The organism is Salimicrobium salexigens, from assembly GCF_900156705.1.
GTDB classification, from domain to species: Bacteria; Bacillota; Bacilli; order Bacillales; family Halobacillaceae; genus Salimicrobium; species Salimicrobium album.
Genome location: NZ_FTOK01000001.1, coordinates 35,209 through 60,348 on the forward strand (window position 1 = coordinate 35,209; position 25,140 = coordinate 60,348).

General features: G+C 47.4%; 22 protein-coding genes. 14 read left to right on the forward strand and 8 right to left on the reverse strand.

The window, feature by feature from the left end:
* Positions 1–21 precede the first annotated feature (21 nt).
* Positions 22–654: a YczE/YyaS/YitT family protein gene (locus tag BW931_RS00240; RefSeq protein ID WP_076569020.1), complete on the reverse strand. Its 633-nt coding sequence runs from the start codon at positions 652–654 to the stop codon at positions 22–24.
* A gap of 75 nt (positions 655–729) precedes the next feature.
* Here BW931_RS00240 and BW931_RS00245 point away from each other — a divergent pair, with 75 nt between their 5' ends.
* Entirely contained in the window at positions 730–1,488 is a 759-nt protein-coding gene (locus tag BW931_RS00245; protein WP_076569022.1) for an SDR family NAD(P)-dependent oxidoreductase, read from the forward strand.
* A gap of 131 nt (positions 1,489–1,619) precedes the next feature.
* On the opposite strand, the gene BW931_RS00250 is transcribed toward BW931_RS00245, so the two are convergent.
* The 3 genes from BW931_RS00250 to BW931_RS00260 form a co-directional block, all read right to left on the reverse strand.
* Positions 1,620–2,519 (reverse strand): DMT family transporter, encoded by a 900-nt coding sequence (locus BW931_RS00250; RefSeq protein WP_076569024.1) that lies wholly within the window; start codon positions 2,517–2,519, stop codon positions 1,620–1,622.
* Positions 2,520–2,616: 97 nt separating this feature from the next.
* The gene (locus tag BW931_RS00255) at positions 2,617–4,239 is read right to left on the reverse strand and encodes a putative ABC transporter permease subunit (RefSeq protein ID WP_076569026.1); all 1,623 of its coding nucleotides are present in this window, start codon (positions 4,237–4,239) and stop codon (positions 2,617–2,619) included.
* Positions 4,232–4,954, reverse strand: coding sequence for an ABC transporter ATP-binding protein (locus BW931_RS00260; protein ID WP_008592219.1), 723 nt, complete (start codon positions 4,952–4,954; stop codon positions 4,232–4,234). Before BW931_RS00260 ends, BW931_RS00255 begins: the two co-directional genes overlap by 8 nt.
* A 141-nt stretch (positions 4,955–5,095) precedes the next feature.
* On the opposite strand from BW931_RS00260, the gene map reads away from it, so the two are divergent.
* Positions 5,096–5,851: a type I methionyl aminopeptidase gene (gene map, locus BW931_RS00265; protein ID WP_008592221.1), complete on the forward strand. Its 756-nt coding sequence runs from the start codon at positions 5,096–5,098 to the stop codon at positions 5,849–5,851.
* Between the two features lie 90 nt (positions 5,852–5,941).
* Here the strand turns inward: map and BW931_RS00270 are convergent, their stop codons facing one another.
* Positions 5,942–6,142, reverse strand: coding sequence for a cold-shock protein (locus tag BW931_RS00270; protein WP_008592224.1), 201 nt, complete (start codon positions 6,140–6,142; stop codon positions 5,942–5,944).
* Between the two features lie 111 nt (positions 6,143–6,253).
* Positions 6,254–7,648 carry a Na+/H+ antiporter NhaC gene (gene nhaC / locus BW931_RS00275; RefSeq protein WP_076569029.1) on the reverse strand — a complete coding sequence of 465 codons (1,395 nt, stop codon included), beginning with the start codon at positions 7,646–7,648 and terminating at the stop codon, positions 6,254–6,256.
* Positions 7,649–7,850: 202 nt separating this feature from the next.
* Between nhaC and BW931_RS00280 the strand changes: the two genes are divergently transcribed.
* Complete coding sequence (locus tag BW931_RS00280) at positions 7,851–8,588, forward strand: AzlC family ABC transporter permease (protein ID WP_084193809.1); 738 nt, start codon at positions 7,851–7,853, stop codon at positions 8,586–8,588.
* Positions 8,585–8,881: an AzlD domain-containing protein gene (locus tag BW931_RS00285; RefSeq protein WP_076569031.1), complete on the forward strand. Its 297-nt coding sequence runs from the start codon at positions 8,585–8,587 to the stop codon at positions 8,879–8,881. Before BW931_RS00280 ends, BW931_RS00285 begins: the two co-directional genes overlap by 4 nt.
* Here BW931_RS00285 and BW931_RS00290 read toward each other — a convergent pair.
* The gene (locus BW931_RS00290; protein ID WP_076569033.1) at positions 8,878–9,744 is read right to left on the reverse strand and encodes a cation diffusion facilitator family transporter; all 867 of its coding nucleotides are present in this window, start codon (positions 9,742–9,744) and stop codon (positions 8,878–8,880) included. The genes BW931_RS00285 and BW931_RS00290 overlap by 4 nt on opposite strands.
* Before the next feature lie 271 nt (positions 9,745–10,015).
* Here BW931_RS00290 and wrbA point away from each other — a divergent pair, with 271 nt between their 5' ends.
* The 3 genes from wrbA (at position 10,016) to BW931_RS00305 (ending at position 12,029) form a co-directional block, all read left to right on the forward strand.
* Positions 10,016–10,618: an NAD(P)H:quinone oxidoreductase gene (gene wrbA / locus BW931_RS00295; protein ID WP_076569035.1), complete on the forward strand. Its 603-nt coding sequence runs from the start codon at positions 10,016–10,018 to the stop codon at positions 10,616–10,618.
* A 155-nt stretch (positions 10,619–10,773) separates the two neighbouring features.
* Positions 10,774–11,016 (forward strand): IDEAL domain-containing protein, encoded by a 243-nt coding sequence (locus BW931_RS00300; protein WP_076569037.1) that lies wholly within the window; start codon positions 10,774–10,776, stop codon positions 11,014–11,016.
* Positions 11,017–11,156: 140 nt separating this feature from the next.
* Positions 11,157–12,029 carry a M15 family metallopeptidase gene (locus BW931_RS00305; protein WP_076569039.1) on the forward strand — a complete coding sequence of 291 codons (873 nt, stop codon included), beginning with the start codon at positions 11,157–11,159 and terminating at the stop codon, positions 12,027–12,029.
* A 54-nt stretch (positions 12,030–12,083) separates the two neighbouring features.
* On the opposite strand, the gene BW931_RS00310 is transcribed toward BW931_RS00305, so the two are convergent.
* Entirely contained in the window at positions 12,084–12,704 is a 621-nt protein-coding gene (locus BW931_RS00310) for an NAD(P)-dependent oxidoreductase (protein WP_076569042.1), read from the reverse strand.
* A 148-nt stretch (positions 12,705–12,852) separates the two neighbouring features.
* Here BW931_RS00310 and fumC point away from each other — a divergent pair, with 148 nt between their 5' ends.
* The 7 genes from fumC to BW931_RS00345 all read left to right on the forward strand — a co-directional run bounded on the left by fumC (position 12,853) and on the right by BW931_RS00345 (position 25,099).
* Positions 12,853–14,244: a class II fumarate hydratase gene (fumC, locus tag BW931_RS00315; RefSeq protein ID WP_076569044.1), complete on the forward strand. Its 1,392-nt coding sequence runs from the start codon at positions 12,853–12,855 to the stop codon at positions 14,242–14,244.
* A 328-nt stretch (positions 14,245–14,572) separates the two neighbouring features.
* On the forward strand, positions 14,573–19,216 hold the full coding sequence (gene gltB / locus BW931_RS00320) for a glutamate synthase large subunit (RefSeq protein WP_076569046.1): 4,644 nt from the start codon (positions 14,573–14,575) through the stop codon (positions 19,214–19,216).
* The gene (locus BW931_RS00325) at positions 19,185–20,672 is read left to right on the forward strand and encodes a glutamate synthase subunit beta (RefSeq protein ID WP_076569048.1); all 1,488 of its coding nucleotides are present in this window, start codon (positions 19,185–19,187) and stop codon (positions 20,670–20,672) included. The genes gltB and BW931_RS00325 overlap by 32 nt, the downstream gene beginning before the upstream one ends.
* A gap of 237 nt (positions 20,673–20,909) precedes the next feature.
* Positions 20,910–21,944 carry an N-acetyl-gamma-glutamyl-phosphate reductase gene (gene argC, locus BW931_RS00330; protein WP_076569051.1) on the forward strand — a complete coding sequence of 345 codons (1,035 nt, stop codon included), beginning with the start codon at positions 20,910–20,912 and terminating at the stop codon, positions 21,942–21,944.
* A 26-nt stretch (positions 21,945–21,970) separates the two neighbouring features.
* Positions 21,971–23,188: a bifunctional glutamate N-acetyltransferase/amino-acid acetyltransferase ArgJ gene (gene argJ, locus BW931_RS00335; protein WP_076569053.1), complete on the forward strand. Its 1,218-nt coding sequence runs from the start codon at positions 21,971–21,973 to the stop codon at positions 23,186–23,188.
* A complete protein-coding gene (gene argB / locus BW931_RS00340) occupies positions 23,157–23,957 on the forward strand; it encodes an acetylglutamate kinase (protein WP_159435650.1) in 801 nt (266 codons plus the stop codon). The genes argJ and argB overlap by 32 nt, the downstream gene beginning before the upstream one ends.
* Positions 23,909–25,099 carry an acetylornithine transaminase gene (locus tag BW931_RS00345; RefSeq protein ID WP_076569058.1) on the forward strand — a complete coding sequence of 397 codons (1,191 nt, stop codon included), beginning with the start codon at positions 23,909–23,911 and terminating at the stop codon, positions 25,097–25,099. Before argB ends, BW931_RS00345 begins: the two co-directional genes overlap by 49 nt.
* The last annotated feature ends 41 nt before the right edge of the window (positions 25,100–25,140 follow it).

A 25,140-nucleotide genomic window follows, 5' to 3' on the forward strand; every position in this document is an offset into this window, starting at 1 on the left:
AAAAAGCAAGAGGCGCAGAAATTATTCTGCGTCTCTTGCTTTTTGAGCATCGGACCATAGAAAAGCGACGGGTCGTGCCAGAGGGAAAGTCCATTGAATGAGAGGGCCGAGCAGGAAAACGACCATTAAAGTGCCGATTCCGACCGGACCGCCGAGAAAATATCCGGTGAGGGCCATAGCCCCTTCCATAAGATTACGAACGACCCCTTTGGACTGGTTCGTCCGATTGTTCATCACCATCATGAAATGGTCCAGCGGGATTCTCGGGAACGGGGTACGTAAGTAAAAGGAGATTCCTACGGCCGTGGCAAGGATACCAAGTGCAAAGATACCGGCCTGAGAGTACCAGGCATCAGGATTTACGTTTTCCAAAGTTCCGTAAAGGAAAAAGTCCAGTGTACGCCCACGGATAATACTTGGTATGAGAGATTCATATTGAGGACGTTTTTTTTCTAAAATCGCATTGACGATTAAAAGAATAGTGAATGCGATAATCATAAACGTTCCAACAGTGACAGGGGTATGATACGATAAACCTACAGCTATGCTGTCGCCGGGACCGGCCCCGAGGTTTGATTTAATGATGAGGGCAAGACCGAGACTCGAGACGAGCAGACCGGCCGAATATATGAGAGCTAATAACAAGTAAACCATAGAAGACTCCTTTAACATAAGCTGATAATAGCATACTTATTTGAAGGAAGATTGTAAAGAAAAGAGGGAAAAACTGTGAAATTCATTATTATTACAGGGGACTCGAAAGGTCTTGGAGAAGCAGTGGCAAAACGATGGATGGAAGATGGGGTGTCGGTGATCGGCATTTCACGTACGTATAACGGAACGTTAAAAGAAACTGCCGACAGCTGCGGGGTCTCCTATCGTCATTACGAATGTGATCTTACAGATGAAGCGGCTACGAATAATACGCTTGCGGCAGTACACAATTATCTGCAGAGAGAAGACGTGGAAGCACTTACGCTTCTTAATAATGCAGGGATGGTGGGGCCGATTGAAAAAGTCGGAGCTCTTGATATACCAGCCGTAGATCGGCACATACGTTTGAACGTCTCCGTACCTGTTCTGCTTGCCAATTATATTCTTGGATTGGCGAATGAGTGGGAAGTGCCTTTAACACTTGTGAATATCACCTCAGGAGCAGCCGGGAAGACGACGGAAGGCTGGAGCGTGTACAGTGCCGGAAAAGCCGCTATTGATCGATTTACTGCCATTACAGCTAAAGAACAGGAACAGAAGAGTCATACGATCCTCGCCTACAGTCCCGGGGTAATGGATACGGATATGCAGGAAGAAATACGTTCTGCATCCGAGGATTCATTTAAAGATGTAGAAAAGTTCCGGGAACTGAAAGAGAAGGGTGAATTGACTTCTCCTGAACGGGTGGCTGAAGTTCTCCGTAATCTCCTTAAAGAGGAACCGGTACAAAACGGCGAAGTCTATAAACTCTATGATTACATTGATAAATATTAAAAAGAATCCAAAGAAACAATAAAACAGAGACAAAAGACCGGACATTGGATTGTCCGGTCTTTTGTCTCTGTTACTTCCGCAAGGATAAAAGAACATCGTACAGCTTTTCCGGGGGCCACAGCCTGCCGGGATCAGGAAGACCTGAATGCTTTCTTTTCTTCCTGCCGGGCGAGCTGTTTTTTATCTATATGGTTATTTTTTAGGAACATATAGAACGAAGCGCTGAATATAATGACGTAGCCGATAACGCTCCATAATGTAGGAATCTGTCCGAACAGTACAATGCTGAGCAGGGCGGAATATACCACAGTGGAGTAGAAGAATATAGAAATTTCACTGGCCGGGGCGAATTTGTAGGCCAGCGTAACTCCGAATTGGCCCACCGTTGCGAATGCGCCGGCAAGCAAAAGAAAAATCCACTGTTGTACACTCATCGGTTCGTAAAAGAATATTGTAAAAGGGAGAAGCAGCACAGTAGTAAAGAAGGAGAAGTAGAAGACCACCGTATAATGTTTCTCCTTATTTCCAAGTACCCGCAGCATAGTATAAGCTCCGGCAGCAAAAACCGCTCCCAGCACCCCGATAATGTAAGGAAGGACCTGGACAGAAAATTCCGGCTGGATGATGAACAGCGTTCCCAGGAAAGCGATGATAATAGAAACAATCTGATACTTCCGTGCATGTTCCTTAAGAAAGATGCCGGAGAAAATAATAAGAATGAACGGACTCAGTTTGTTCAGCATTTCCGCATCCGAAAGGACGAGATGATCGATAGCGTAGAAATTCATTACAATCCCTACTGCTCCAAGTGAGGAGCGGGAAAGAAGCAGTTTCTGGTTCTCCCGTTTTCCGAAAATCCTGTCTTTGTGCTTTAGCACGAATCCAAGTGTTATGGCAGCTGCCACTATATTTCGGAAGAAAGCCTTCTGCACAGTGGGGAGGTCCCCGGAAAGTTTAACGAAAGCCCCCATCATAGAAAAACCGAGCGCTGATATAAGCAATAATAATATCCCTTTATTCCGGTCAGACATAATTCTTCCTCCTCTTTCTTTAACCCTTTCCAAAAAATTCACTTTCCCTATCCTATTATAAATAGAAGGGGAAAGGAAGAGATTTGCTTTAAGGATGTCAGTCTCTGTTTACGAAAGAAGGAAGAATTTTCTGCTTTACTATTTTCCAACCTGTCCAGGCATAAAGGGAGAAGCTCGACAGCCCGAAAAGAAAAGCTATTGCGGGATTCTGCATTACCGGTACCTTCCACATGAGGAGAAGTACCGGAATGGTGAATACTGCTGTCACAATCAGCAGAAGAAGGTTGATGAACCGGTGCTGAAATACTTCTTCTTCACTCTCCCATGTGAGTTTCGGTTCGTTCATGTCCAGAGCTGTGGCGATAATGGATATTGACAAGATCAGCACATAGGATAGAACCAGCCAACCGGCCCAGAGAGGAAAAGGTAAAGAGAACACAAATCCGATGGTCAAAGCGAACAGAGTGAATGCTGAGGCAGGGATGATGAAAGCCACCAGCAGTTTACTTTTTAAAAGTTCGGTAAACGGAATCGGAAAAGACCGAAATTCATAAAGAGTTTTTCCTTCCCTGGAGAAAGAGCTGGTACCTGCTGTACTCGTAGCTCCGATAAGAGCGGAAAAAGCGAGCAGGAGAGGGAGGATGACGTTGGTCTCCAGCCCGGCTGCCCCTTCTGTCCAGGATGAAAAAGAACTGCCGCCGTCGACAAATGGAAAGATGAGCAATAATAATGGAGCAAAGAACTGGTGACCGAGAATCTGGGTAACGTAAACGGGAGTACGCACAATCGTTTTGATGTCCCTGCGGGCGAGTGAGTGGAACATACTTTTCCTTCGGGCGACATTTCTTTTGGATGAAGAGGAACGCACCCCTCCACTCAGGCCGCGAACCCCTTTAAAATAGAGCGTATCACTGAAATAAAGAAATAAGAACGTCCCTGAGGCCGTCATGATAAGGAGGCCGGTAAGAGCAAGGATGCCGCTTACGCTGAAGGGGGAAGCGAGTGCCATGGCGGCAAGCTTTGCGTTCGGTACCCAGCCCGTCAGTGCGGCAAGAAGTTCACCGTCGCCGATCACGGCAGAAAGACTGCCGTCGTCCCCTGGAGAATCCTGTCTGACAAGCACGTTAACGGCCAGAATGAGCGCAAAAGAAAGCAGACCTCCGATTGCTTTGGCCCGGTCTTTATATCTGGATATGTTAATGAAACGCATGACGAACATGAGTAAAGAGCTCACGAGCAGAAACGGAAGAATCGGAAATATCGTCCATATAATAAAAGCGTAAAGAAAAAATAGAAACCCGCTTCCTGCCTGAAGCATGTACATAAGCAGAAAAGGAGCGGTTATGACAGTATTCCATACATAACCCCGCAGAAGTGGGGAAGCGGATTTCCCTATAATAATCTGAGAAGGCTTCAACGGCAGTGGTAGGTATCCCTCTATGCTGTCTGAAAGATAAAATGTATTTATAGCCGGTATGAAGGTGGTGACAATAAGAAGGCCAGTGGCAACAAGGAAAATCAGCCCCAGCAGTGCCGGCTCATTCCCGGAAACGGAAAGGATTGAGAACGTCTCCTTAAAAAGAGTGTACGTAAGATTGTAAACCAGTACAGCTATCGGTATAGCAAGTACGAAAAGGAGCACTCTGAGGGCACTGCCCTTTCCTTTTCGAAAAAATTCCATTTTAACGATGATGTTCATAAGGAGGTAAGCTTTATGCATCGTTCGTCAGCTCCAGAAATAGGCTTTCCAGGTTTCTTCCTTCCTGGAATTCCTGCCTCATATCACTCATTTCCCCCTGAAAGCGCAGGCTTCCCTCATCGATGATGGCCACTTCGTCACACAGCTGTTCTACGACTTCGAGTACGTGAGAGGAGAAAAAAACGATTTTTCCTGCGTCCGCCTGTTCTCTCATAAGTTCTTTCAGGGCATTTGCCGATTTCGGATCCAGTCCTGTGAGCGGCTCATCAAGAATCCATACATCCGGCTGGTGAATAAGCACTCCGAGCAGCACAACCTTTTGTCTCATTCCATGGGAATAAGTATGGAGCTTATCCTCCAGAGCTTCGTTTAGCTGAAGGAGAGAGGCATAGCGGGCGAGTCGCTCTTCTCTTACTTCTTCCGGGACATCATAAACATCGGCAATGAATTCCAGGTACTCTCTTCCTTTTAACCGCAGAAAGGAGTCGGACGTATCCGGGACGTAACCGAATTGTCGTTTAGCTTCGAGCGCGTCTTTTTCAATATCTTTTCCGTTAATGGAAATACTCCCCTCGTCTACAGGAAGTATACCGGTGATCATTTTAATCGTGGTGGATTTGCCTGCCCCGTTCGGTCCGAGGAACCCGAAGATCTTCCCTGGGGTCACCCGTAAATCAAGGTTATGTACAGCCGTTTTCCCGGCATATCGTTTAGTTACATTGTGTAATTCAAGCACGGAAAGCTCCTTTCTTTTTTACTGTAATACGAATTCAGGGTGTGACGGTTTCAATTCGAGTGCTGATATTATAATATAAGTAATGGAATAATTGTTCAAAACATAAAATGACGGATCGATACAGGAGAAAGGATGGAAAAGATGATTAAACGGAAAAGTAAAAGAGAAATTGAAAAGATGAAAGAAGCAGGAGAGCTTCTCGCTTCTGTCCACAAAGAATTGCGCTCCTTCATCAAACCGGGTGTAACTACCATGGAAATCGAGCAGTTCGTGGAACGCTACCTGGACAAGCATGGAGCCACCGGAGAACAAAAAGGCTACCAGGGTTATGAGTACACCACCTGTGCTAGTATCAACGACGAAATTTGTCACGGTTTTCCCAGAAAGGAAAAACTGGAAGAAGGGGACATCGTTACGGTGGACATGGTGGTCAAACTGAACGGATTCCTCGCTGATTCGGCGTGGACTCATCCCGTGGGTGAAATCAGCGAGGAAGCACGGAAACTTATGGATGTATCCAAAACTTCCCTATATAGAGGGATAGAAGCTGCGCAGGTCGGCAACCGCATCGGAGATATCGGCCACGCTATCCAGTCTTATGCGGAAGGGGAAGGATATTCCGTAGTCCGGGAGTTTACGGGCCACGGCATCGGAGAAACTATACACGAAGATCCTTATATACCGCACTTCGGTGAAGCGGGTAAAGGAGCCCGTCTGAAGGATGGTATGGTGATTACCATTGAACCGATGATCAACGTCGGCGACTGGCAGAGTAAAATGGATGATAATCAGTGGACCGCAAGAACGGTCGACGGGTCGCTATCGGCGCAATATGAACACACTATCGCAATTACAAAAGAAGGGCCGTTCATTCTTACGGCCCAGGAAGATGAGTAGTTCCCGGGTTTTGGGGGGCACATAAAGCGTACAGGGAGGACCTGTACGCTTTTATTATACCAATAAAAAAGAAAACTGCTTCAGCAGCAGTTATTTTTGGACCCTGGAGGCCTGAGGGCCCCGGCGTCCTTCCTCTATTTCGAATGTAACCGGCTGTCCCTGCTTCAACGTTTTGTACCCTTCTTCGTCAATCGCAGAAAAATGGACAAAAACCTCTTCATTTCCGTCTTCAGTTTCGATAAAACCGAACCCTCTGTCATCGCTGAACCACTTCACGCGTCCTTTGATCATGACAAGCCCCCTTTATTCCGCTGAATTGTATTTAGTTTACCACTATATGCGTATGAAATAAATGCGACCTTTCATTATTTTACAAAAACATAAAAAACGGAAGTCTCCCTGTCAGGAAACTTCCATTTTTGCTTCAGACTTTTTTGACAGGGTTTTGCCGGTGAAACCCGAAATAATTGTAAGAAGCGGGGACAGGAGACAGAAAAAAGCGAACGGCAGATACTCAAGGACCGGTACGCCAAGCACACCGGCCATAAATACTCCACATACACTCCAGGGAACGAGAGGGTTGATCACCGTCCCGGCATCCTCCAGGGTGCGGGAGAGGTTCTTCCTGGCAAGGCCGACTCTGTCGTACACATCCTGGAAAGCTTCTCCAGTCAGCAGAATCGAAAGGTACTGTTCCCCAACCGTAACGTTGATTCCGATAGCCGTAAAAGCGGTGGCGATCGTAGCTGATCGCACGGACTGCAGCCCTTTCTGCGCACTTTGGAGAATGCTCGGTATTATCCCCGTAGTGAAGAAAAGACCACCGAGAGCAAGGGCAAGGATGACGATGGAGATGGTGAAGAACATTCCGTTCATGCCACCTCTTGAGAGCATATCCGTCAGCCCTTCGTTTTGTGTTTCAATCTCAAAACCGCTAAACCAGGAACTGAGTACTGCACCCCACTCCATCGTTCCCCGTAAGCCTGCAATGATGGTAGCTGTAATACTCGTGACCGAGAGAGAAACGAAAGCCGGACGTTTGGTAACAGTGAACAGGACGAGAACAGCGAGAGGAATCCAGGAACTCCAGTGGATCAGGCCGGTACTTAACAGCCCTTCTTCAAAAGGAGATAAAGTGGCTCCGCGGCTGCTTCCCGGAGAAAGAAAAGCAAAAAGGATAAAAGTGATGATGAACGCCGGTACAGTAGTCCACATCATGTTTTTTATGTGATCGAACAGATCGACTTTCACTACGGTGGAGGACAGGTTGGTCGTATCGGACAGAGGAGACATTTTGTCTCCGAAAAATGCACCCGAGACGATAGCGCCGGCCATAACTGCCAAAGAAAGGTCAGTAGTCTGTGCAGCTCCCATAAAAGCTACCCCGACCGTAGCAGCTGTAGTGAACGAACTGCCGAGAGCCACTCCTGTAAAGGCGGTGATGGTAAATACTAAAGCGTAGATGAACGGACCGCCTGTCAGAGAGAAGGCGACACTCATTAGAGCAGGAATAGTTCCGCTCGCCATCCAGCTGGCTATTAAAATACCGATAACGAAAAAGAGCAATACAGCCGGCATTCCGGATTGAGCTCCCTGTACCATCCCATGCTGTAATTGATCAAAGCGGAATTTCCTCACCGTACCGTAGGCTAAAAGAATAAGAATCCCGATGAGAATAGGAGTGTGAGGAGTGCTTTCCAGACTGATAATGAAAAAACTGATGACTGAAATTATAAAAAGAAGGACAATGACGGACTCAGTCAGACCCGGTAATTTTTTAGGCTGTAAGTATAACACTGAAAAAACCTCCTGATGATTGATCGATTGCTTTTATGCTTAGACGCTTTTGTGTATTGAAGTATATGAATTTACTATAGAGCAGGTGCGAAGCTGTGTCAACGAAGGAGAAAGAAAATGAGGAAAAGGAAAAATCACTCTAACTATTCACCCCGGATATAATGTATAATATTAGAAAATATTACTGAAATGGAGGGATGATGTGGCGGAGGTTAGTGAAAGAATCACCATTTCCGGCAGAGGAAAAATGTTCAGAAAAGGTTTCGTCGCCGGATCACCGATCATTTTTGGATACATACCTATTGCCCTTACTTACGGGGTGCTTGCTTATCAGTCGGGTCTTACTCTTTTTGAACTGACGTTCATGAGTGCGGCTGTGTTTGCCGGAGCCGCGCAATTTCTCGGAGTTTCGATGGTAGCGGCGGGGGTAAGCGCTGCAGAAATTATTATAGCCGTGTTCGTATTGAACTTCCGCCATTTTGTTATGAGTCTTTCTTTTGTAAACCAGATGAAAGCTCATGCGAAGAAGCGGAAACTTCCCCTAACATTATTTTTGACCGATGAAACATTTGCTATTTCTTCCATTCATAAGAAAGAGGCGAAAGAACCTCATGCGTTCTGGTTTTACGGTGGAGTAATGATGGCTGCATACAGCGCTTGGGTACTTGGTTCCCTTGCCGGGGGTCTTCTCGGCAATGTCATGCCGAAAGCACTCAGTGACAGCATGGGTATCGCTCTTTACGCTATGTTTATCGGGCTCCTCGTACCTTCATTGAAGACCTCCATAGCCGTCGGAGGTATAGCCGGGGCAGCCATGATTATCAACAGTACAGCTCAGTGGGCAGGACTTACTGCCGGGTGGTCCATCGTCATAGGGACGATTCTGGGAGGACTGCTCGGTGTATTTCTCCTGCCTGATGAAGAGGAGGAAGAAGAATGATCCTTTGGATGATTTTAGGAATGAGTGTCGTTACTCTGGTGCCAAGGTTCGCTCCGGTTTTCATCATGGATAGACTTGAGCTGCCTCCGTGGGGGAGAAGATGGCTTGCAGCTATCCCCTACGCAGCGCTCGGAGCGCTTATTATCCCGGGGATATTCACGGTGATAGACGGCAAGCCCTGGGCAGGCATGGCCGGCGGGGCGGCAGCCGTCCTTGCAGCCTGGCTGCGTGCCCCGATAATGGTCACGGTGCTGATTGCAATTATAACGGTACTTTTAATCAGCCATCTTTAACCGTGATATGGTTCCGTATGAATATGAGCGTAAGAAATGTGATGATTTTTTTCGAGAAGTATTTCTATCTCATCCGTAATATCATGGGCTTTCTGGACGGTGATGTCCGGAGATACGAGAATGATTACGTCGACGAGCGTTTCATTACCCTGGAGACGGGCTTTGACGTCAGCCACCTTGTTCACTTCGGGGTGGGACGAGATAGTCGATTTGATTTCATGAAGTTCATCTTCATCGAACCCGTCCGTTAACAGGTGAGTCGCGTCCGTGAAAATATCCCACGACGTTTTTAAAATAACGGCGCCGACGATGACAGCTGCAGCTGGATCCATCCAGAGCATGCCGGACATCGTACCGAAAATACCCACTGCGGCTCCGATACTCACAAGAGCGTCCGATCGGTTGTCCTGGGCTGCGGCGTATAAAGCCCGGCTGCTTACCTGGCGTGACAATCGGAGGTTGAAACGGTACACACCGTACATAATGACCGCTCCTGCAATCGCTGTCCACCCCGTGAGCAGGGACGGTTCTCCAAACTGACGATTGACGATCGTTTCGCCTGCCCCGAAAAGTACTTGAATACCGATAGTAGCCATAATGAAGGCAGCAATCAGAGAAGAAATGGTTTCAGCCCTGGAGTGGCCGTAGTGGTGATCGCTGTCCGGAGGTTTCCGGGAGATGCGCAGGCCGATCAGCACAGCCAATGAGGCGATTATGTCCGTTGTATTATTTAATCCGTCTGCCCGTAAGGCATCGGACGATCCGACCTGTGCTATGATCAGTTTCGATATCGATAATACGACATAAGCGATAATGCTGACCCAGGCACCTGTTTCTCCTTTTTTCCACTGGTTGTTTTCCATCGATTATCTCTCTCCTTACCATCCTTCTATCATAGCAAATATACCACAGGCAGGCTAACAGCATTAAAGAAAGAGGAAAAGGCGAAATTGAAGCAATATTGACAACAATATAAAATTTCGCAAGGGAGAGCAGTGTGGGATTAAAAGATTCTTCGTCTAAATAGTTTTAAGTTGAGATAATTAGGTTATTGTAAGTAGTGTGGTCGGAACAGTGCGTGGCTCGTCCCCGGTGCTGATACCGACGAAAATATCGCTGGGAGGTATTATTTTTATGGCAATTAAGCTGGCTGTTATTTATTACAGTTCTACAGGTACGAACTATCAGATGGCTAAGTGGGCAAAAGAGGAAGCCGAGAAAGAAGGAGCGGAAGTTAAGCTCGTGCGTGCTCCTGAACTTGCTCCTATGGCTGCTATTGAAAAGAACCCTGCTTGGAAAGAACATTACGAAGCTACGAAAGACGTAGTCCCTGAAGCGAAAGTGGAAGATCTGGAATGGGCAGATGCGTTTGTTTTCAGTTCACCGACACGTTTCGGAAGCGTACCTGCACAACTGAAACAATTCTTTGATATGGCAGGTGGCCTATGGGCTCAAGGAAAACTTGTCAACAAAGTGGCTACAGCCATGTCTTCCGCTCAAAACCCTCACGGAGGACAGGAAGCGACTATTCTGAACATTTATACCACTATGTATCACTGGGGTGCTATCGTCGTACCTACAGGTTACTCGGACGATACGATTTTCGCAGCAGGCGGAAATCCGTATGGAACAAGTGTAAGTGTAGATGGCGAAGGCAATATGAAAGAAGATGTCGAAGGAGCGGTACGCCACCAGGCTAAACGTACCGTGCAGATTGCAGAAAAAATTAAACAGTAAAATAACCAGACAGTGCCGGCAGGAAAAGATTTCTGCCGGCCTTTTTATGTTTCAAAAGAGAGAAAGCGGGTATATTATAATTAAATATTCAGAAAATTGTTGCTAAATCATCTGTTATCTTGCATAATGGAAAAAAGGATTGAGGGGGTAATCTCATGAGGAAGCAAAAGAGTGTATACGTTCTTCGACGGTTCCCGGCATACAAAGGAAAAAATATTACTGCAAAACGAGAGTTGTCCTACGGTATTAAGCTGGCTTCCCGGTTATTTCTGGACCAGATGGTATATGAATTCAACAAAAACCGCCTGGATGCCGCTATAAACGAAGCTATTGACAATGATGACAGAGCTGCTTTCGAGCGACTATCCGTACATTATCAGCCCTACACCTGGGAATAACATAAGTTCGGTCAACGAAAAGTGTACCTGCAACGAGTGGGTACGCTTTTTGTTATGTTTCAGAAGCGGTTATACAGGCGAATGGTTTTCATGATATAGTGGGTAAGGATATTTTTTATAAAAAGGCGGGTACATAAAATATGAAAAAATCTGTAGTGGCGGCAATTATAGGCTTGGGACTTCTGCTTGCCGGTTGTGCCGGTGAAAATACTGCGGAAGATAACGGGGCAGAACCGGAGAAGTCCGGAGAGGAACAGACGAGCAGTAAAGGAAGTACTGACCAAAAGGACAGTAGTGGCGATAGTCAGGCAGGAAACGGTAATAAAGAGGAAACGGGTCAGGACGATAGCGATGAAAATGAAAGCGGAGGAAACAAAGAGACAGGTAAGAGCCGGAAAACCTCAGAAGATGGAAGTATGATCGAAGTAGAGGAGCCTGAAAGAATTGATGTAATAGTTAATAAGCAGAGAAAGCTGCCGGAAGGGTACGAAACTCCGAACCTGACCGTGCCGGATGTTCCGTTCTCTTTTGAAGAGTTTCATCCGAAAAAGCAGATGAGGAAAAAGGCAGCTGTGGCTCTCGAAGAGTTGTTCCAGGCAGCAGAAGAGGACGGTTTGGAACCTGTCGCTGCTTCCGGCTACCGTTCTTATGAACGACAGAAAGCGATTTACGAAAACTCCGTAGCGGAAAATGGAAGAGAATATGCGAATCGTTATTCCGCTAAGCCGGGGACGAGCGAGCACCAGACCGGGCTTGCCATGGACGTAACGTCTGCTGAAATGGGTTTCGGACTTGATGAGTCTTTCGTAAATACAGAAGAAGGTCAGTGGCTGAAGGAAAATGCGCACCGTTTCGGCTTCGTCATTCGTTATCCCGAGGGCAAGTCGGATATCACCGGGTACGCCTATGAACCCTGGCATCTGCGTTTTGTAGGAAAAGAGCTGGCGGGTAAAGTGCACGCGGAGAATGTGACGCTTGAAGAATATTTTGGGCTGTATCCTGCCAATCAGTGATAATATGGATTTAAAAACTCCCGGGCTTCTCGCGTCCGGGAGTTTTTCTTTCGGTCAGAGTGCCAGTCCGACACGCTTATTTTTATAGTCGGGAGAAATTATTTCGCGGACGGCGACCTCCGCTACATCAGGGACCGGAGCTCTTTTACCGTTTTCGGGTAAATAATCAGCTTCTTCACGGAGAGGACCCCCCGATTCTTCATCCGGCAGGTAAGTCGGACAAAGAATCGTCCAGCTCCTGTCACTGTTTTCAAATTCCCGGTAAACTTTTTCATGCTCTTTTGCAGCGAACGTAATTCTCCGTTTCGACTCGTCTGTCTGATATCTCAGCTTACCTTCTTCCGTCCGGCTGTTCAAAATGCCCGCCGTACCAATCGTAACTATGCGAGGAATATTGTATTCCTTCATTATTTCGAGGCAGGTCGGAGTGAACTCCGATAACGTCGTCGTTTTATCGGTTCCAAGAGCACTGAACACCACATCTGCATGTTCCAGAGTTTTCCGGAGGGCTTCCGGGTCCAGTACGTTCCCCTCTATACGGTTTATATCGTCATTGAGCAGACCGGAAGCTTTCTTGCTGTCTCTGACGAGAGCGGACACAGTGTGCTGCTCAGCAAGTTTATTTGCAACTCTGTGGCCTACTCTCCCTGTCGCTCCAAGTATTGCTATGTGCATATGTATTCCTCCTTCTTGTTCTATCATTCCCGATCCAAATGCAAATTAAGCGGTTTTCCAAGTTTTTGCGGAGTTTGCATCAAAAAGGTGATAGTTCGATTGAAAGTTGATACAATTAAATGGAACCATTTTAAGGAGGGATCATCAAGTGGAATATCGTATTGAAAAAGACACATTAGGGGAAATGAAAGTACCGAAAGATAAATACTGGGCGGCCCAGACGCAACGGAGTAAAGAAAATTTTCCGATCGGTGACGAAAAAATGCCGAAAGAAATCATTGAAGGATTCGCTATCCTGAAAAAAAGTGCAGCCCGCGCGAACGAAGAACTCGGTCTTCTGGAGAAAGACAAAGCGGATGCTATCGCATATGCAGCAGATAAAATTACGGCAGGCGAACTGGACGACCACTTTCCACTCGTCGTGTGGCAGACCGGAAGCGGAACGCAGTCCAACATGAACGTAAACGAAGTCATCGCATACGTCGGCAGTGAATGGCTTGAAAAAGAAGGAAAAGAAACCCGTCTTCATCCGAATGATGACGTGAATAAATCCCAGAGTTCCAACGACACGTATCCTACAGCGATGCACATTGCAGCTGTACGTAAAGTGGAAGATGTGCTGCTCCCGTCTTCGGAACAGTTAAAGAAGACATTGAAAGAAAAAATGGAAGCGTTTAATGACATCGTTAAAATCGGCCGGACTCACCTTCAGGATGCCACTCCTCTGACCCTTGGCCAGGAAATAAGCGGATGGCACAGAATGCTTGAGAAAACGGAAAAGATGCTGACTGAAAGCATTACATACGTAAAAGAACTGGCCATCGGGGGAACAGCGGTCGGCACAGGTCTGAACGCTCATGTGGACTTTTCCGAAAAAGTCGTTTCCTATATCAACAAGGATACGGGGAAAGATTTTATTTCGGCACCTAATAAATTTCATTCCCTTACCTCTCATGATGAACTCGTACATGCGCACGGAGCTGTAAAAGCACTGGCAGCGGATATGATGAAAATCGCCAATGACGTTCGCTGGCTCGGCAGCGGACCACGTTCGGGTATCGGGGAAATTACGATTCCGGCTAACGAGCCGGGGAGTTCTATAATGCCCGGAAAAGTCAACCCGACTCAAAGTGAGGCAGTAACGATGGTTGCAGCCCAGGTTATGGGAAATGATGCGACTATCGGTTTTGCAGCAAGCCAGGGTAACTTCGAGCTGAACGTTTTCAAACCTGTAATTGCCTATAACTTCCTTCAGTCGTCCCAAATTCTTGCAGACAGTATAAAGAGTTTCGACGAACGCTGTGTACAGGGACTGGAACCGAATATAGAGAAAATCGAAGAATATCTTCGCGATTCGCTCATGCTTGTAACAGCTCTTAACCCGCACATTGGATACGAAAATGCTGCGAAAATAGCGAAAACTGCTTTCGAAAAGAATCAGAATCTGAAAGAAACGGCAGTAGAGCTCGATTTACTGACAGAAGAGCAGTTTGAGGAATATGTTAAACCTGAAGAAATGACGAAACCGAACGCAAAATAAACGGGGGAATAGAGAATTACAGAAGCCTGAGAAGGGAGCGGTCCCTTCTCAGGTTTTTTTATAATGAATAATTCATATCTTTTTGAATAAACATTAATGATTATGGATAATTATTTCTTTTAATTATTAACAGAAACAGAAAGTTTATATTTTTTTAAAATAAAATGTCAACGTTTACAAAGTTGTCGTAACAGCGATCCATTAATTGGATAAAAATTAACCCGCGTGCAAAATTCCGTATTTTATACTATAATTATGCAACACTACTGTAAGCATAATTTTCTTAATTTTCAAAAATAAATAATCGTTCATCAGGAGGTTTTAAAACATGGAAAAAAGAGGATACCCTGCTGCCCAGGGATTATACCATCCGGATTTTGAACACGAAGCCTGCGGTATCGGAATGATAGCGAACATAAACGGTTCGAAATCCCACGATATCGTAAATAACGCGGTTACCATTCTTTGTAACCTGGAACACCGCGGGGGACAGGGAGCGGATGTCAGTACAGGAGACGGCGCAGGAATTATGACCCAGATCCCCCATTCTTTCTTCGAGAAACAATGCGAAAAAGAGGATATATATTTACCGGAAGCCGGGAAATATGGGGTCGGGATGGTTTTTCTTCCGAGAGACCGTAATTCCCGTCAGGAAGCCAAAAAGATTTTTGAAGGACTGGTAGAGAAAGAAGGACAGAAATTCCTGGGATGGAGGTCTGTGCCGATTAATGCTTCTTTCGTCGGTGATAACGCTAAAACGACCATGCCTTACATTTCACAATTGTTTATTGAACCGGATGATACTATCGAAAGTCGCATAGAATTTGAAAGGAAGCTTTACGTTATTCGGAAGCAGGCATTGAAAGCTTTGGAGAAAAACGATAAATTCAAAGAATTCTATATGTGCAGCCTATCCACGACCACTATCGTCTACAAAGGCATGTTGATCCCCGAACAGCTTGACTCTTTCTATATTGATTTGAATCACCCCACATTTAAAACTGCTTTCGCCATGGTCCACTCACGTTTCAGTACAAATACTTTCCCCTCGTGGAAAAGATCCCACCCGAATCGCTATACTATTCATAACGGGGAGTTCAATACGCTGCGCGGAAACGTAAACTGGATGCGGGCCCGCGAAAAAATGTCTCAATCAGAAGCATTCAACGATGAGGAACTTAAAAAAGCTTTGCCCGTCATTGATGAGGACGGGAGTGATTCTTCTATGTTCGATAATGCCCTTGAATTTATGTATTTATCAGGAAGATCGCTGGCGCATTCCGCGATGATGATGATTCCTGAACCGTGGGCCAACGACGAGACGATCCACCCGAAGAAACGGGATTTTTATGAATACCATAGCACTCTTATGGAACCATGGGACGGTCCTGCGGCCGTCTGTTATACAGACGGCAGACAGATAGGGGCCTGCCTCGATCGGAACGGCCTTCGCCCGGCCAGATATTACGTTACCAAAGACGGAATGATTGTGCTCGGCTCTGAAGTGGGGGCACTCGATATCTTTGCTGATGATATCGAATACAAAGGCCGTCTCCATCCCGGTAAGATGCTTTTGGTTGACCTCGAGGAGGGCCGGATTATTCCGGATGAGGAGATTAAATTAGGCATAGCTGAAGAGGAACCGTACGGAAAGTGGCTCAAAGAGAATAAATACGATTTATCCGATTTTCCGGAACTCGAAGCCGACGCGCCGCAAATTACCGGAGATGATCTGATCTCCTGGCAGCTGGCTTTCGGTTACACGACAGAGGAGCTCAATAAGATCATCAAGCCTCTGGTTCTTGACCGGAAAGATCCGGTAGGTTCGATGGGATATGATTCCCCTCTCGCTGTCCTTTCGAAAAAACCACAGCTGCTTTACAACTATTTTAAACAACTTTTCGCCCAGGTGACCAATCCGGCTATCGATGCAATAAGGGAGAAAGTTATTACGATGACGGAGACGACCATCGGAAAAGAAGGAAGCGTCGTGAATCCGAAGCCGGAAAGCTGTCGACATCTGAAACTCGATACCCCGGTACTGACGAATGAGCAGCTTTGGAAAATCGAAAATCAGAACATAGAAGGGTTTGAAAGCGGGAAGTTGTCCCTTCTTTTTGAAAAGGATGGCCGGGATCGCGAAATGGAAAAAGCCCTGGAACGGCTGTTCAAAGAAGCGGACAAAGAAGTGGAGAAAGGCACGACCTTTCTTATTTTGTCGGACAGGGGTGTGAACAGAGACTATGTAGCCATTCCGGCCCTGCTTGCCGTTTCAGGACTGCACCATCACCTCATTCGCGAGGGCGTCCGTACTAAAGTCAGTTTAATACTTGAATCGGCAGAACCGAGAGAAGTCCACCATTTCGCTACCCTGCTCGGGTACGGGGCGGAAGCTGTAAATCCTTATCTTTCTTATGAGACGCTCCGTGATCTGGTGGCACGCGGGGAGATTCCGGATCGCAGCTACGACCGGAGTGTTCTCGACTACGTAAGCAGTGTTACGGATGGAATCGTCAAAGTACTTTCGAAAATAGGTATATCCACTATTCAGAGCTACCGTGGTGCTCAGATTTTCGAAGCGGCAGGCATCAGTTCGGACGTGATAGATAAGTATTTCACGAGAACAGCTTCCCGGCTCGGGGGCATCGGACTGGAAACTATAGAGCAGGAAGTGCGCATGCGTCACGACCGGGGCTTTGAAGCCGAGCGGCTGCAGTCGAAGATGCTGGACCCGGGAGATGAATTCCAGTACAGAATGAACGGGGAAGATCATCAATACAACCCCCAGACCATTCATACCCTGCAACGGGCAGCCAGAACCAATGATTATAAACTGTTTAAGAAATACACGAAGATGCTCACGGACGAAACGAATAATCTGCAGTCCCTCCGCGGGCTCATCAAGTTCAAGGATCGTGCATCAGTTCCTCTCGATGAAGTGGAGCCGGTGGAAGAAATTGTGAAACGGTTCAAAACAGGAGCGATTTCCTACGGTTCCATTTCACAGGAGGCCCATGAAGCTCTGGCTGTAGCCATGAACAAACTGGGAGGTCGGAGCAATACAGGAGAAGGCGGAGAATCACCTGACCGGTTCCTCCCGGATAAAGACGGGATCTCAAGGCGCAGTGCCATTAAACAGGTGGCTTCCGGCCGTTTCGGAGTAACGAGTCACTACCTGGTGAATGCGGACGAAATTCAGATCAAAGTATCTCAGGGCGCAAAACCTGGAGAAGGGGGGCATTTGCCCGGGAAGAAAGTGTACCCGTGGATTGCGGAAGTGAGGGGCGCGACTCCCGGGGTGGAATTGATTTCTCCTCCTCCTCACCATGACATTTATTCGATCGAAGATTTAGCGGAACTGATCCATAACCTGAAAAACGCGAATCCGGAAGCACGCATCAGTGTCAAACTGGTATCGGCCGTAGGAGTAGGCACGATAGCTGCCGGTGTGGCCAAGGGCCGGGCTGACCTTGTACTGATCAGCGGCTATGACGGGGGCACAGGCGCCGCTCCCCGGACGAGTATCAAACATGCAGGGATGCCTTGGGAAATCGGAGTTGCAGAAACTCACCAGACTCTCCTTCTGGACGGACTCAGGGACCGGATTACAGTGGAGACGGACGGTAAATTGATGACGGGACGTGATGTCGTCACGGCCGCTCTTTTAGGAGCGGAAGAGTACGGATTTTCCACAGCACCTCTCGTAGTTCTCGGCTGTATTATGATGCGTGTCTGTCACCTGGATACCTGCCCGGTCGGAGTGGCCACCCAAAATCCGGAGCTACGGAAGAAGTTTATAGGGGATGCTGATCACGTCGCGAATTTCATGCGTTTCATAGCAGAAGAAGCAAGAGAAATTATGGCAGAGCTCGGTTTCCGGACGGTGAATGAAATGATCGGTCGTAATGACGTTCTCGAAAGGAAAGCGGATGTGGACCACTGGAAAGCCAAAGACGTGGACTTATCAGCTCTTCTTTATCGACCGGAAACAGGATCGAACGTCGGCCACTATTCTCAGGTGGAACAGGATCACGGACTCGAGAAATCTCTTGATGTCCAGGAACTGATTCCCCTTTGTAAGGAAGCGATCGATAATGGAACACCGGTGAAAGGCACAGGATCGATACGTAACATCCACCGGGTGGCCGGAACGATACTCGGCAGTGAAATTTCGAAAAAGTATGGAGAAGAAGGTCTTCCGGAAGATACGATTCAGCTGAAATTCAAAGGCTCGGCCGGTCAGAGTTTCGGAGCCTTCATCCCGAGAGGACTTACGATGCGCCTGGTCGGAGATGCAAATGATTACGTCGGAAAAGGTCTCTCCGGCGGGAAAATCATCGTTCACCCTTCCCCGCGTTCTACGTTCAAAGCGGAAGATAACATTATAGCTGGAAACGTCTGCTTTTATGGTGCTTCCGGAGGCGAAGCATATATCAGCGGGAAGGCGGGAGAACGCTTCGCCGTGCGTAACAGTGGAGCCCATCTCGTAGTCGAAGGTGTGGGGGATCATGGCTGTGAATATATGACAGGAGGAAGGGTAGCCGTACTCGGGGAGACAGGGAGGAACTTTGCCGCAGGTATGTCCGGCGGAATCGCCTATGTACTGGACGAAGACGGAAGTTTCAGCACTAAACTTAATAAAGAGCTTGTACTTTCGGAACAGATACAGGAAGAGACGGAGAAGCAGGAACTTTATGAGATGATCGAAGCCCATGCAGGCTATACCCGGAGTGAGAAAGGGCAGCGGATTCTTGATAACTGGGAGGAAACACTTCCTAAATTCAAACGCGTCGTTCCAGTAGCATTTCTTGAAATGAGGAGCAGAATCGAAACATTCAGGAACGAAGGGAACGATAAATTCGAAGCGGAAATGAAAGCATTTGAAGCCAGCCAGAAAAAAGAAGAAGAACAGCTGGAGAATAAACAGGAGGAGGCTAAAGATGGGGAAACCGACAGGGTTTATGGAGTATGAGCGCCGGGGGCGCCCGGAGCGGGACCCGAAGGAAAGGGTAAAGGACTGGGAGGACTACACGCTTCCCATGCCGGATGAAGAAGCGCAACGGGAAGGGGCACGCTGCATGGACTGCGGTGTGCCTACCTGTCACACCGGTACGGAAATGGTCGGAGGAACCTCAGGCTGTCCCGTCTATCACTATATTCCGGAATGGAACGATCTTGTATACCGGGGGCAGTGGAAAGAAGCACTGATGAAAGCTCACGAGCAGAACAACTTCCCTGAATTCACCGGTATCGCCTGTCCGGCTCCGTGTGAAGGGGCATGCGTGCTGGGTCTGAATGAGAATCCCGTAGCCATAAGATCGGTGGAGAGGTCCATCGTTGAGAAGGGGTTTGCAAACGGATGGATTACCGCGGAACCACCCGAAAAGCGTACCGGTAAGAAAGTGGCAGTTGTAGGGTCCGGACCGGCGGGGTTAACCGTCGCCGACCAGCTGAACAAAGCGGGACATACAGTCACAGTATACGAGCGTGACGATCGTCCCGGCGGCCTGCTTACGTACGGCATACCGGAGATGAAACTATCGTATGAAGTGGTACTGCGTCGTATAAAACTTATGGAAGAAGAAGGGGTGCGCTTTGTAACGAATGCAAATATAGGCAGAGATATCCCTTCCAGCCAGCTGGAAGAGGAAAACGACGCGGTTGTATTATGCGGTGGCGCAGCTAATCACAGAAATATTGACGTAGAAGGGCGTAACCTTGAAGGTGTACATTTTGCGATGGACTTTCTTCATGCAAACACCAAAAGTCTGCTTGACTCACATCACGAGAACGGAGAATATATCTCCGCCGAAGGGAAGAATGTGATTGTAATCGGCGGTGGTGACACCGGAACCGATTGTATCGCCACGTCCATGAGACATAACTGCAAGTCACTCGTGCAGTTCGATATATATGATAAGAAACCCGGGAATAGAGATGAAGCGGTGAACCCGTGGCCGCAATATCCGGTGATTCATCGTATCGAATACGGGCAAAAAGAAGCGGAGGCAGTTTTCGGAGACGATCCGAGAGCTTACGCCGTCCAGACGAAGAAGTTTGTCGGAGATGAACATGGTCGTATTAAAGAAGTGCATACTATCAACGTTAAACTTAAATTCGATGAACAGGGGAACAAATATCGTGAAGAAATTCCCGGCACCGAGAAGGTTTGGCAGGCAGATCTCGTATTGCTGGCTATCGGTTTTACAGGACCTGAACAGGAACTGGTGGAAGAAATGGGGATTGAAACGACCCGAAAGACGAATGTTAAAGCTGACCTTCATACGTACCTGACAAACAAAGAAGGAGTTTTTGCAGCAGGGGACATGCGGCGCGGGCAGAGTCTGATTGTCTGGGCCATCAACGAAGGAAGAGCTGCTGCAGATGCCTGTGATAAATATCTGATGGAGGTGCCGGAGACAGTATAAGCCGTTCTTTTATTATCACTCTTGTATAACAGCCCCTCCTGGAAAGCGGAGAACATCGTCCGGTTTCCAGGAGGGGCTTTTTTGTATATCTTCTGTACTATTTAAAGACTTATTCAGTATATTCTTTTTGCGCCAAAATTTTGATAACTATATTGACATTTTCATTAAAAAAGATATTATTGGTATAAATATACGTTATAATTAATAATTATTCATTAACGGAGGGGGAATTACAGCTTGGTACACGCAGGTATCGCCGGAGCTACCGGCTATGGTGGCGTAGAATTGTTCCGGCTTCTGGCCAATCATAAGGATATAAAAAACATAAGTCTTTATTCTTCTTCGGAGGCAGGTTCTCCGTACGCTTCTTTAATGCCTCAGCTGTCCGAGTGGTTCAGTGATGAGCTTAAACCTATAGAAACGGAACGGATGAAAGAGGAACTGGATGTACTGTTTCTCGCTACACCCGCAGGAGTATCGAGAGACCTGACGCCCTTGTTCCAGGGCAGCGGGGTAAAGGTGATTGATTTGTCGGGGGACTTACGTTTGCAGAACCCGGCGGATTATGAAAAGTGGTATAAAAAAACTCCTGCTCCCGGACAGTTACTCGACGAAGCTGTGTACGGTCTGCCGGAAACGAATGGCGAAAAGATAAGGGAGGCGGATATTCTAGCTAACCCCGGGTGCTATCCTACAGCGGTGCTTCTTGGGCTCGCCCCTCTAGCCGATATCGGGTTGCTGGAGAAAAAATCTCTCATTATAGATGCTAAATCCGGTATTTCGGGAGCAGGAAAGTCTCCGAACGAAAAGACAATTTATACGAATACAGAAGAGAACTTCAGAGTTTACAAAGTGAATGAACACCAGCACATACCTGAAATTGAGCAGCAGCTTAAGAGATGGAGCGGGAGATCGGAGGCAGTTTCGTTCACTCCCCATCTCGTACCCATGACGAGAGGTATTATGGCGACGATGTATGTCGATGTCTCATTACATGAACATCCGGAATCGTGGATGGATCTTTACAGAACTTTTTATGCCAACAGTCCTTTCGTTCGGGTCAGGGATGAATTCCCGGCAACGAAAGATGTGTACGGCTCAAACTTCTGTGATATGCATGTGGAACTGGACGAGAGGACAGGTCGGTTAACGATAGTGTCCGTTATAGATAACCTCGTTAAAGGAGCTTCGGGTCAGGCGATACAAAACATGAATATTATGCTCGGATTCGAAGAGACGAGAGGTTTGAAGTTGTTTCCTTTATATCCATAAATAAAAAATAGAAAGGAGTTGGGAGGTTGATCGATACAGCGTTAAACGTAGAAAAGATAGAAAATGGAACAGTAGCCACGCCAAAAGGGTTCACAGCCGGAGGAGCCCATACAGGTTTAAGAAAAACGAGAAAAGACATGGGGGTGATTGTCAGTGATGTGCCGGCTGTCAGTACCGCCGTTTACACCCGGAGTCACTTTCAGGCTGCGCCATTACAGGTGACGAGAGAAAGTCTGGAAGATGGCATGCTTCAGGCAGTAGTCGTGAACAGTGCAGTAGCGAACGCCTGTACAGGTGCCCGGGGAGTGGCCAATGCGTTTCAGATGAGACGGTGGCTGGCAGAACGTCACGGCCTTCCGGAATCTTCGGTAGCCGTCTCTTCCACCGGTGTCATCGGGAAACAGCTGCCTATGGATATTATTAAAAAGGGCTGTTTTGAAGTAGACCCGGATTCGGAAGGAGGGGAAGACTTCGCTTCCTCGATTCTCACTACTGATAAGAAGACGAAATCTGTCTGTTATCGGGTGAAAATCGGGGAAAGCGTAGTAACTGTAGCCGGGACCTCGAAAGGCTCCGGGATGATCCATCCGAATATGGCGACGATGCTCGGGTTTTTGACGACGGACGCAGCTGTCGATCCGGAAGATTTCGACCGGCTTTTAAAATCTACTGTCAATCACTCCTTCAATCAGATTACCGTGGATGGGGAAACTTCGACAAATGACATGGTGCTGGCCATGGCGAACGGAGCGGCTAATAATGAAATTCTTCACGAAGGTCATGAAGACTGGGAACTTTTCGCAGGAGTCTTTTCGGAAGTCTGCTGTGACCTTGCTAAAAAAATAGCAGCAGACGGAGAGGGGGCGACCAAACTGGTCGAGGTTACCGTGAACGGAGCGGCAAGTATAGGAGAAGCAAGAGAAGTAGCTAAAAAAATCGTAGGTTCCAGTCTCGTCAAAACGGCCATATATGGAGAAGATGGAAATTGGGGGCGGATTATCGGTGCGATGGGCCACAGCAGAGCGAGTTTCGATTCCGAAAAATGCACTGTGGCGGTTGGCTCTTGTACCGTTTTTGAAAATGGGGAAGGCGTCGACTTTTCAGAGGAAGAAGTAGCTTCCTATCTGTCCCGGGATGAAGTGAAGATCACTGTAGATCTTAGCGCCGGTGACGCTTCCGGAACAGCATGGGGGTGTGACCTGACGTATGACTATGTCAAAATCAATGCCAGTTACCGGACATAAACCCCTCCTCGTCCTAAAAATAGGCGGCAGTATGATCGAGGAACTGGAAAGTATTTTTCTTAAGAGTGTAGAAGAACTCAGGGATCGGTATCAATTTGTAATTGTTCACGGCGCAGGCCCCTCTATCTCCTATGAACTGAAGAAACGAAAAATCGATGCCCCTTTCATACACGGGCTGAGGAGGACGACAAAGCCGGCAATGGAAGTTGTGGAAACAGTATTGGGAGAGGTAAAAAACCGGGAACTGGCAGACAGGTTTACTGATGAAGGAATGAAGGCAGTGGGCATAAGAGGTTGTGATGATGTGATTTCTGCTGAATTTCTGGACTTTTCTTCCTACGGGTACGTAGGGGGGGCACCCCGTATTGAAACGGGACTTCTGAAGGAAACTCTCGAAAGGTCCTTCCTTCCTGTTGTTTCTCCTCTTGCGCAGACAGAAAATGGGGAAATTGTGAACGTGAATGCCGACACCGCAGCTGCAGGAATTGCAAAAGCACTGAAAGCAGACAAACTTATTTTTGTAACGGATGTACCCGGGGTAATGGAGGAGGGCAGGATAATTCCGCACCTTTCCTCAGCAGACATCAGGCAGCTCATTGAAAAAGAGACGATTTATGGAGGAATGATACCTAAAGTGAGAGCGGCGGAAGAAGCGTTATCCGAAACATTGCGGGAAGCGGTGATTGTCAGCGGGAAAGAACCTATGTCAATAAATGGGGAATGGAAAGGCACATTCATTACAAAAGAGGGAAAGGGGATGTTTCTGTGAGTCTGTTTCCGACTTATCCGCGTCTGCCGGTAACTCTGACGGATGCGGAAGGAACGATCGTAAGAGATGATAATAATAATGAATATCTTGATTTCACCTCCGGTATTGGGGTGAATAATCTTGGTCACCGTCCGGTTGCAGTACAAAGGGCGATTGAAGAGCAGATGAACCGGCTGTGGCATGTATCGAATATTTTTCCGGTTCCGGCTCAGGTGGAAGCGGCGGAAATTTTGACAGCACACTCTTCCATGGATGCCGTTTTTTTCTGCAATAGTGGAGCAGAAGCGAATGAAGCAGCCATTAAGCTGGCCAGAAAACATACAGGCAAAGATAAAGTAGTAACATTCGGTCAGTCTTTCCACGGGCGCAGCTTTGCTACAATGGCGGCTACCGGACAGGAAAAGGTCAGGCAGGGGTTTGGCCGTATGCTCGAGCCTTTTGACTATGCAGTGTGGAATGATAAAGAAAGTGTGGAAAGGAACATAGACGGAACTACAGCAGCATGTATGCTTGAGATTGTTCAGGGAGAAGGAGGAGTTCGACCGGCAGAGCAGAGTTTTCTGGAATTCGTTCAGGAAGTATGCAGATCCCGGGGCGTGCTTCTCATCATTGATGAAATCCAGACGGGAGCCGGACGCACAGGAGAACTGTTCGCTTATGAGACAATGGGGCTCGAACCTGATATCATTACATCGGCTAAAGGGCTCGGCAGCGGTTTTCCGGTGGGAGCGATGCTCGGGAAGGCTTTTTTGAAGGATAATTTCGGCCCGGGAAGTCACGGATCCACCTTTGGTGGGAACCCCCTCAGCGCCACGGCAGCCAGAGCTACTCTGGAAGAGATACTTAAAGAAGGATTTCTCAATGACGTAAAAGAAAAAGGAAAATATATGAAAGAGCAGCTGACCGGAATGGTTGCCGATATCGACGGAGTAAAAGAAGTGCGTGGACTCGGGCTCATGATAGGGGTCGAGTGGGGGTGTGAAGTAAAATCGATTATCGATGAGTTGCGGACCGAAGGCGTGCTTGTACTTCCGGCAGGTCCGGATGTTATACGTTTACTTCCTCCTCTTACCGTGACTAAGGCCCAGATCGATGCAGCACTTCGTATTCTGGACGAAGTATTTCACAGAAGAGCGCAGTGAAGGATAAGAATTCTATAAAAAAACAACAGCGCGCCCGGTCA

What these genes read in the sequence shown, in the direction of transcription:
- gltB (WP_076569046.1), top strand. Translation starts at nt 14,573, where the DNA reads ATGGAAAAAAGAGGATACCCTGCTGCCCAGGGATTATACCATCCGGAT.
- BW931_RS00300 (WP_076569037.1), top strand. Translation starts at nt 10,774, where the DNA reads ATGAGGAAGCAAAAGAGTGTATACGTTCTTCGACGGTTCCCGGCATAC.
- BW931_RS00270 (WP_008592224.1), bottom strand. Translation starts at nt 6,142, where the DNA reads ATGATCAAAGGACGCGTGAAGTGGTTCAGCGATGACAGAGGGTTCGGT.
- argB (WP_159435650.1), top strand. Translation starts at nt 23,157, where the DNA reads ATGTCAAAATCAATGCCAGTTACCGGACATAAACCCCTCCTCGTCCTA.
- BW931_RS00285 (WP_076569031.1), top strand. Translation starts at nt 8,585, where the DNA reads ATGATCCTTTGGATGATTTTAGGAATGAGTGTCGTTACTCTGGTGCCA.
- BW931_RS00250 (WP_076569024.1), bottom strand. Translation starts at nt 2,519, where the DNA reads ATGTCTGACCGGAATAAAGGGATATTATTATTGCTTATATCAGCGCTC.
- BW931_RS00290 (WP_076569033.1), bottom strand. Translation starts at nt 9,744, where the DNA reads ATGGAAAACAACCAGTGGAAAAAAGGAGAAACAGGTGCCTGGGTCAGC.
- BW931_RS00345 (WP_076569058.1), top strand. Translation starts at nt 23,909, where the DNA reads ATGGAAAGGCACATTCATTACAAAAGAGGGAAAGGGGATGTTTCTGTG.
- BW931_RS00240 (WP_076569020.1), bottom strand. Translation starts at nt 654, where the DNA reads ATGGTTTACTTGTTATTAGCTCTCATATATTCGGCCGGTCTGCTCGTC.
- wrbA (WP_076569035.1), top strand. Translation starts at nt 10,016, where the DNA reads ATGGCAATTAAGCTGGCTGTTATTTATTACAGTTCTACAGGTACGAAC.
- BW931_RS00255 (WP_076569026.1), bottom strand. Translation starts at nt 4,239, where the DNA reads ATGCATAAAGCTTACCTCCTTATGAACATCATCGTTAAAATGGAATTT.
- map (WP_008592221.1), top strand. Translation starts at nt 5,096, where the DNA reads ATGATTAAACGGAAAAGTAAAAGAGAAATTGAAAAGATGAAAGAAGCA.
- BW931_RS00305 (WP_076569039.1), top strand. Translation starts at nt 11,157, where the DNA reads ATGAAAAAATCTGTAGTGGCGGCAATTATAGGCTTGGGACTTCTGCTT.
- BW931_RS00310 (WP_076569042.1), bottom strand. Translation starts at nt 12,704, where the DNA reads ATGCACATAGCAATACTTGGAGCGACAGGGAGAGTAGGCCACAGAGTT.
- BW931_RS00325 (WP_076569048.1), top strand. Translation starts at nt 19,185, where the DNA reads ATGGGGAAACCGACAGGGTTTATGGAGTATGAGCGCCGGGGGCGCCCG.